Annotated in this window: 8 protein-coding genes; 6 read left to right on the top strand and 2 right to left on the bottom strand. The window is 68.9% G+C overall.

The features are described 5' to 3' along the window. Positions 1 to 103: 103 nt before the first annotated feature. Together QZV84_RS04170 and QZV84_RS04175 are read left to right on the top strand one after the other, a co-directional pair. A complete protein-coding gene (locus QZV84_RS04170) occupies positions 104 to 328 on the top strand; it encodes a DUF3107 domain-containing protein (protein WP_292825729.1) in 225 nt (74 codons plus the stop codon). 13 nt (positions 329 to 341) lie between these two features. Beyond that, entirely contained in the window at positions 342 to 632 is a 291-nt protein-coding gene (locus tag QZV84_RS04175; RefSeq protein WP_292825732.1) for a hypothetical protein, read from the top strand. A gap of 14 nt (positions 633 to 646) precedes the next feature. On the opposite strand, the gene QZV84_RS04180 is transcribed toward QZV84_RS04175, so the two are convergent. Next, a complete protein-coding gene (locus tag QZV84_RS04180) occupies positions 647 to 1,360 on the bottom strand; it encodes a ferritin-like fold-containing protein (RefSeq protein WP_292825735.1) in 714 nt (237 codons plus the stop codon). 225 nt (positions 1,361 to 1,585) lie between these two features. Between QZV84_RS04180 and QZV84_RS04185 the strand changes: the two genes are divergently transcribed. Both QZV84_RS04185 and QZV84_RS04190 read left to right on the top strand, forming a co-directional pair. Then, a complete protein-coding gene (locus QZV84_RS04185) occupies positions 1,586 to 3,076 on the top strand; it encodes a DEAD/DEAH box helicase (protein WP_292825738.1) in 1,491 nt (496 codons plus the stop codon). A 128-nt stretch (positions 3,077 to 3,204) separates the two neighbouring features. After that, entirely contained in the window at positions 3,205 to 3,618 is a 414-nt protein-coding gene (locus tag QZV84_RS04190) for an SHOCT domain-containing protein (protein ID WP_292825741.1), read from the top strand. Between the two features lie 52 nt (positions 3,619 to 3,670). On the opposite strand, the gene QZV84_RS04195 is transcribed toward QZV84_RS04190, so the two are convergent. Then, entirely contained in the window at positions 3,671 to 4,534 is an 864-nt protein-coding gene (locus QZV84_RS04195; protein ID WP_292825744.1) for a PHP domain-containing protein, read from the bottom strand. A 138-nt stretch (positions 4,535 to 4,672) separates the two neighbouring features. On the opposite strand from QZV84_RS04195, the gene QZV84_RS04200 reads away from it, so the two are divergent. Then, positions 4,673 to 5,692, top strand: coding sequence for an endonuclease/exonuclease/phosphatase family protein (locus QZV84_RS04200; protein WP_292825747.1), 1,020 nt, complete (start codon positions 4,673 to 4,675; stop codon positions 5,690 to 5,692). Positions 5,693 to 5,719: 27 nt separating this feature from the next. Next, positions 5,720 to 7,210 carry an aminopeptidase P family protein gene (locus tag QZV84_RS04205; protein ID WP_292825750.1) on the top strand — a complete coding sequence of 497 codons (1,491 nt, stop codon included), beginning with the start codon at positions 5,720 to 5,722 and terminating at the stop codon, positions 7,208 to 7,210. Positions 7,211 to 7,250 lie beyond the last annotated feature (40 nt).

A 7,250-nucleotide genomic window follows, 5' to 3' on the forward strand; every position in this document is an offset into this window, starting at 1 on the left:
GGGCGGCCGGGGCCCTGTGACCCGTGTCGTAGAGTTGCCATGCGCACGGGGATCCGGGCGTTCGAGGTCCCGGGGCCGCACCCCGCCGCAGGAGGTATTTCACGTGGAGATCCGCATCGGCATCGCCAACACCGGCCGTGAGCTCAACTTCGAGACGAGCGAGCCTGCCGCCGCCGTGAAGAAGACGGTCGCCAGCGCCCTTGACGCGGGTGCGACGCACGTGAGCTTCACCGACGCGAAGGGCACGAGCTACATCGTGCCGACCGCGAGCCTGGCCTACATCGAGCTCGGCACCGAAGAATCCCGCCGCGTCGGCTTCGTCGCCTGACGACGGCCGGGACGTGCAGATCCTCCTCGCCTTCATCGTCGGTGGCGTGATGGGCGCGGCCGCCCACTTCCTCGTGCCGGGCCGCGGCACGCGGGGTGTCGCGCTCGGTCCGGTGCTCGGCGCCTTCGCCGCCGGTCTCGTCTGGATGATCCTCACCTGGGCGGGAGTGGGCCTGGACAGTCCGTGGCTGTGGCTATCGGCGTTCGTCGCGCCGATCGTCGTGACCTACCCGGTGCTGCTGATCCTGGCGCGCACCCGCACCGCCCGCGACGCCCGCGAACGGACCCGCCTCAAGATCGGCTGATCGGCCTGATCGGACTAAGCCGCCAGCCCCATCGCGTCCATTCGCTTGGAGTGGGCGCCCATCAGGTCGGTGAACACGGGTTCGACCTTCTGCTCATCGGCGACCTGCAGCGTGGTCGGACGCAGGGCCGCACGGGCGATGAGCAGCGTGTCGCCCACGAGGCGACGACCCCACATGGCCAGCAGCGACTTCCACTCCGGGTCGCTCGCTATGGTCTGGCCGAGAATGTCCACGATCGCCTGACGGTCGTCATCGGCCCGCAGGATGCGAGCGACGCGACGCCCCGTGTCGCCGTAGCTCGATGAGAGCGCCAGGTAGAAGTCGTCGAGCATCCCGGCGGTGATGTGCACGGAGAGCATCGTCTCCTGGGGCCGCACCCCGTGGGTCGCGCGGCGGAACGCGTCGAGGGGCTCGCGGAACGGGAGCATCAGGGTCGTCGGGTCGTCGGCGCGCTCGCGGATGAGGGCGACGAGCTCCTCGTGCTTCTGAAGCGCGGCACCGGCGGCGCGCGAGAGCGACTCCTTCTCGCCCAGCTCCGGCGTGGACGCGATCAGCTCGGACAGCGTCTCGAAATAGCCCAGCTGAAGATATGCCGCCTGGCCGAGGAACGTGTCGATCTCGGGTGCGAGCTCCTCGAAGTCGACACGGCGGGCGCGGCTCGCCCCGTCGCGGGAGCGCAATTGCAGCTTGCGCCCCTGGGGAGCCTTCTGCCAGAACCACTTCACCACGCACTCAGCATAGGTGCGCCGCATCCGGAGCCCACGACCCCGCCCGCGCGGATACGGCGGAATACGGTGCGAGCCGGTATCCTGGACTCAGTCCCCGGCGTCGGATCGGGGCTCCCGCGCCTGTGGCAGAGATAGGGCGTGGATCTCACCTCGGCCCGCGCGGCGACTTCTCGCGGAGCGCCAGGGCACCAAAGGCAGCATCTCACTGCCGGACAGGCTCACATCGTGACGACCTTCGCCGAACTCGGCGTCGACCAGGACATCGTCGAAACACTCGCCCAGAAGGGCATCATCGACGCCTTCCCCATCCAGGAGCAGACCATCCCCCTCGGCCTTCCGGGCCAGGACATCATCGGCCAGGCCAAGACCGGCACCGGCAAGACCTTCGGGTTCGGCATCCCGGTCGTGCAGCGCCTCGGACCCGACCCGGCGCACGGCGTCAAGGCGCTCATCGTGGTGCCGACGCGCGAACTGTGCGTGCAGGTGTATGAAGACATCGACATGCTCACCCGCGGCCGCTCGACCAGCGTCGTCGCCATATACGGCGGTAAGGCGTACGAGGGCCAGATCGACCAGCTGAAGGCCGGCGCGCAGATCGTCGTCGGCACTCCCGGGCGCCTCATCGACCTGAACAACCAGCGTCTGCTCGATCTGTCGAACGCGACAGAGGTCGTGCTCGACGAGGCCGACAAGATGCTCGACCTCGGGTTTCTGCCCGACATCGAGAAGATCTTCCAGAAGGTGCCGGCCATCCGGCACACGCAGCTGTTCTCGGCGACGATGCCCGGTCCGATCGTCGCGCTGGCCCGCCGGTTCATGACGAACCCGATCCACATCCGCGCGACCGACCCCGACGAGGGGCTCACCCAGGCCAACATCCGCCACCTCGTCTACCGCGCGCACTCGCTCGACAAGGACGAGATCATCGCCCGCATCCTCCAGGCCGACGGCCGCGGCAAGACCGTGATCTTCACTCGCACCAAGCGCGCCGCGCAGCGGCTGTCCGACGAACTCGGCGACCGCGGCTTCAACACGGCTTCGGTGCACGGCGACATGAGCCAGGAGGCGCGCGAGCGCTCAATGGCGGCCTTCAAGGCCGGCAAGAAGGATGTCCTGATCGCGACCGACGTCGCAGCTCGCGGCATCGACGTCGACGACGTCACCCACGTGATCAACCACACGATCCCCGACGACGAGAAGACCTACCTGCACCGCGCGGGCCGCACCGGCCGCGCCGGCAAGACCGGCATCGCGGTCACTTTCGTGGACTGGGACGACCTGCACAAGTGGGCGCTCATCAACCGCGCCCTCGAGTTCGGGCAGCCCGAGCCGACCGAGACCTATTCGTCGAGCGCGCACCTGTTCAGCGACCTCGACATCCCGGCCGGCACCAAGGGCCGCCTGACGACGGCGCCGCGCACCCAGACGGTCACGACGCCGGATGCCGATCGCCCAGCCTCCGCGGACCGCGACGGCGGCGCAAGCCGCCGTCGGCGCCGCACCGGCGAGTCGAGCGGCGCGCCCGCCTCGACCGGCCCGTCGACTCGCGGATCCGCTCCCGGGGTGCTCGCAGAGCACGGTGGACACGACGCCGCCGAAGGCGCCGGCACGCACGACGGAGGCGGGACCGAGCACCACGACGGCAACGCCGCTCCGCGCCGCCGCCGACGCCGCCGCGGCGGTTCGCGCCCGAACGGCGCGCCCGCCGGAGCCTGAGCTGCGGCATCCGCTCGATGCTGATCGAGGCGTCGCGTCGGCAGTGAGGCACTCCGGTGAGAAGCCTGGGAAAGCGCTAGTGTGAGCAGCGCGGCGAACGTGCCGCGTTCCTCGCATGAAAGGCAGTGATGAGAATCATCGAAGCAGTGCAGTACCAGGGCTTCTGGGGCTCCTTCGGGGACCTGATCTGGTGGTTCCTGTGGGCATTCGTCTTCTTCACCTACCTGATGGCGCTGTTCGCCGTCATCGGTGACCTGTTCCGCGACCACAAGCTCAGCGGCTGGTGGAAGGCGGTGTGGATCATCTTCCTGATCTTCGTCCCGTTCCTGACGCTTCTTGTGTACCTGATCGCACGCGGCAAGGGCATGTCCGAGCGCGGCGCCGCTCAGGCCAGAGAGTACCAGGCGGCCCAGGACAGCTACATCAAGTCGGTCGCCGGAGCCAGTCCGTCCGAAGAGATCGCGAAGGCCAAGTCGCTCCTCGACTCCGGCGCGATCACGCAGGCCGAGTTCGACAGCATCAAGACCAAGGCGCTCAGCTGAGCGCAACCTCACGCAGGAAGGTTCCGTCGCATCAGCGGAGGGACCTTTCGCGTCACGGGTAGAACGGCGCCGTACCGGTCGCGCGGTCGATGATGCGGGCCACCATGTCATCGCTCGTGGTGTACTCGCCCGGCTGGTTCGGCTTGCCGAGTCCGTGGTAGTCGCTCGACCCGGTCACGATCAGGTCGCGCTCCTTCGAGATCCTCAGGAGGGTGCGCACGCCGGCCTCGAGGTTCTCGCGATGACCGATCTCGAAGCCGGCCAAGCCGGCCGCGAACATCCGCTCCATGAGCCGAGTGGGCAGCAGACCCGCCCGGCCCGCGGGGTGGGCGATGATCGGCACTCCCCCGGCTCCGACCACGAGCTGCACTGCCAGCACCGGATCGGGCGCGTACAGGGAGACGTAGTAGTCGCCGTGCGGGCTGAGTATCTGCGAGAACGCCTCAGTACGGTCGCGGACGTGACCCTTCGCCACGAGCGCATCGGCGATGTGCGGGCGCCCGACAGTGGCCCCGTCCGAGGTCTGCGCGACGATGTCGTCCCAGTCCAGATCGAAGTCGCGGGCGATCAGGTCGGACATCCTGCGGGCCCGCTCCACGCGCGACGAACGGATGCGGTCGGTCATGGCGCGCAGCCCGGCATCGTCCGGATCGAGCAGATACGCGAGCACATGCACGCTTCGCGATTGGTACTTGGCGGACAGTTCCATTCCGGGAATGAACGTCATGCCGAGGGATGCCGTCGCCTCGGCCGCTTCGGCCCACCCCGACGTCGTGTCGTGGTCGGTGAGCGCGGCGGTGCGCAGCCCGTGCGCATGCGCAGCCGCCATCACCTGCGCCGGCGACTCCGTGCCGTCGGAGTGCAACGAGTGAAGGTGCAGATCGCTCGGCCCCTCGAAGCGTCGCTTGTCCGGCATCCATCGAGCCTAGCGCGCGGCTCCGACCGCATGGGGGACCCTTCAGCGCGGGCGCCGATCCCTATGAGGCTCCGCCCCGCACCCCCGGCACGCTGCGGCGTGCCCCGATCTCCCAGACTGCTGACATAGAGTCGCCGAGTGCTTCGCCTGCTCGGAATCCTGGGGGCCGTGATGTTCGCAATCGCGGCCGCCCTCTTGACGTGGCCGTCGTTCTTCCGGCTCGAGCGCACGTTCCCGGTCGCCCAGATCATCTCGTTTCGCGGACTGCTGACGGTCGTGTTCGCGGTGCTCGCGGTGGTCGGGCTGCTGCTGGCGATCGCGCGCCCGCTGCGCGCGTTCGCGCTGTCGGTCGCAGTGATCTCGCTCGTCGCGGTGGTCGCCAACGCCGCGATCGTGACCACCCGCGGAATCGGAACCGACACGCTGCCCGCCAAGACCGACAGCAGCATCCGGGTGATGACCTGGAACACCGCCGGATCGGCCACGGCGCCCGAAACGGTCGCGCAGATCGCCGTGGCGATGGATGCCGACATCGTCACCCTTCCCGAGACGACCATCGAGACCGGCGAGAAGGTCGCCCTCGCCATGCGCGACCTCGGGCATCCGATGTGGGCGCACTTCACCGACTACCCGTCCACGCAATGGGATGCCGGATCGACCACTCTCCTGATCTCTCCCGAAGTCGGCGACTACGCGGTGATCGAGTCCTCACTGGACGGCTCGAGCAACACGTCCACGGTGCCCAGCGCTGTCGCCATGCCCACCAGCGGCGACGGCCCGATCTTCGTGGCCGCCCACGCCGTCGCGCCCCGCCAGAGCTACATGCAGCACTGGCGGGACGACCTGCAGTGGCTGGCTGATCAGTGCGTCGACGACAACGTGATCATGGCCGGCGACTTCAACGCGACCATCGACCACATGGCCGACCTCGGCGTGGACGGCGGCACGCTCGGACGCTGTCGTGATGGGGCGATCGAGACCGGCAACGGCGCCGTCGGCACCTGGACCACGCAGATTCCGGCCCTGCTCGGCGCACCGATCGATCACGTGATGGCCTCCAGCCACTGGAACCCGACCGGGTCGCTGGTGCTGCAGTCGATGGACGCTTCGGGCAGCGACCATCGCCCGCTGATCGTCCAGCTAGAACCGGTCGACTGACTCCGTCGCCGGTGCAAGACTTGAGTCATGAGCACCACAGACGAGAGCGATACGACCGGCACCACCGAACTCGCTCCTTCCGGGATTCCGCCCGAGGACCCCGGCTCGCGGGAGCTCGCCCCGGGTTCCGAGATTCCCGCGAACAGCACGGTGAACCGACGACAGGGCTTCGGCGACGGCTTCTTGAGCACGATCTCGACGGGGTGGGCGCAGCGGCCCGAGATCCTGCCTCCGGCTCGCGAACAGGCGGTCTTCGCCGCACTCCGGCGCGCGGCCGTGTCTGCGGCGTTCCCTGGAAAGCGCCTCGTGGTGCCGGCTGGGCCGTCCAAGGTGCGCAGCAACGACACCGATTATCCGTTCCGCGCCCATTCCGCGTTCGCGCACCTGACCGCGTGGGCCGGCGACGCGGTACCCGACTCCGTGCTCGTGTTCGACCCCCGCGATGGCGAGGACGAGCCCGGCCACGACGTGACGCTGTACTTCCGCGAGCGCGCCGATCGCACCACGGCGGAGTTCTACGCGAATCCGTCGATCGGCGAGTTCTGGATCGGGCCGCGTCCGGCACGGGGCGGTGTGGCCGCTGACCTGGGCCTGGACACCGCGCACATCGACTCGTTCGCGGCATCCGATGACGACCTCGTCGTCGATGAGGATGCCGACCTCACCCGCTTCGTCTCCGAGCTGCGCCTGCGCAAGGACGAGTACGAGATCGCGCAGATGCAGCTCGCCATCGAGGTCACCGCCGACGGGTTCGACGACATCGTCGCCGACCTTCCCCGCATCATCGCCCACCCGCGCGGTGAGCGCCTGGTCGAGGGGATCTTCCACCAGCGGGCGCGCAGTGACGGCAACTGGGAGGGCTACGACACGATCGCGGCCTCCGGGCCGCACGCCTGTTACCTGCACTGGACCCGCAACGACGGCGCCGTCGCCCCAGGCGATCTGATTCTGATCGATGCGGGCGTCGAGCTCGACAGCCTCTACACAGCCGACATCACGCGCACGATCCCTGTCGGCGGCACCTTCACCGAGGTGCAGCGCCGCGTCTACGAGGCCGTGCTCGAAGCCGCCGATGCGGCCTTCGCGGCCGCGAAGCCCGGTGCACTGTTCAGTGACCTGAACGCCGCCGCGTGGAGCGTGATCGCGCACCGCATCGAGGAGTGGGGCTTCCTCCCCGTGTCGGCCGAGGCCTCCCTCGACCCGACGACCGGTCATCACCACCGCCGGTGGATGGTGCACGGCACGAGCCACCACCTCGGCATCGACGTGCATGACTGCGCGCAGGCCCGGCGCGAGCTCTACGCCGGCGGCACTCTCGAGCCCGGCATGGTGTTCACGATCGAGCCGGGCCTGTACTTCCAGATCGACGATCTGATGGTGCCCGAGCAGTACCGCGGCATCGGGGTGCGCATCGAGGACGACATCCTCATGACCGCCGACGGACCGGTGAACCTGTCGTCGGCGATTCCGCGGACCGCCGACGACGTCGAGGCGTGGGTCGCGCGCCGCTCTTCGTGAGCCTCGCTCCCCGAGGGGAGCCGGACACTCAGGCTGGGAC

Source organism: Microbacterium sp., assembly GCF_011620715.1.
GTDB lineage: Bacteria > Actinomycetota > Actinomycetes > Actinomycetales > Microbacteriaceae > Microbacterium.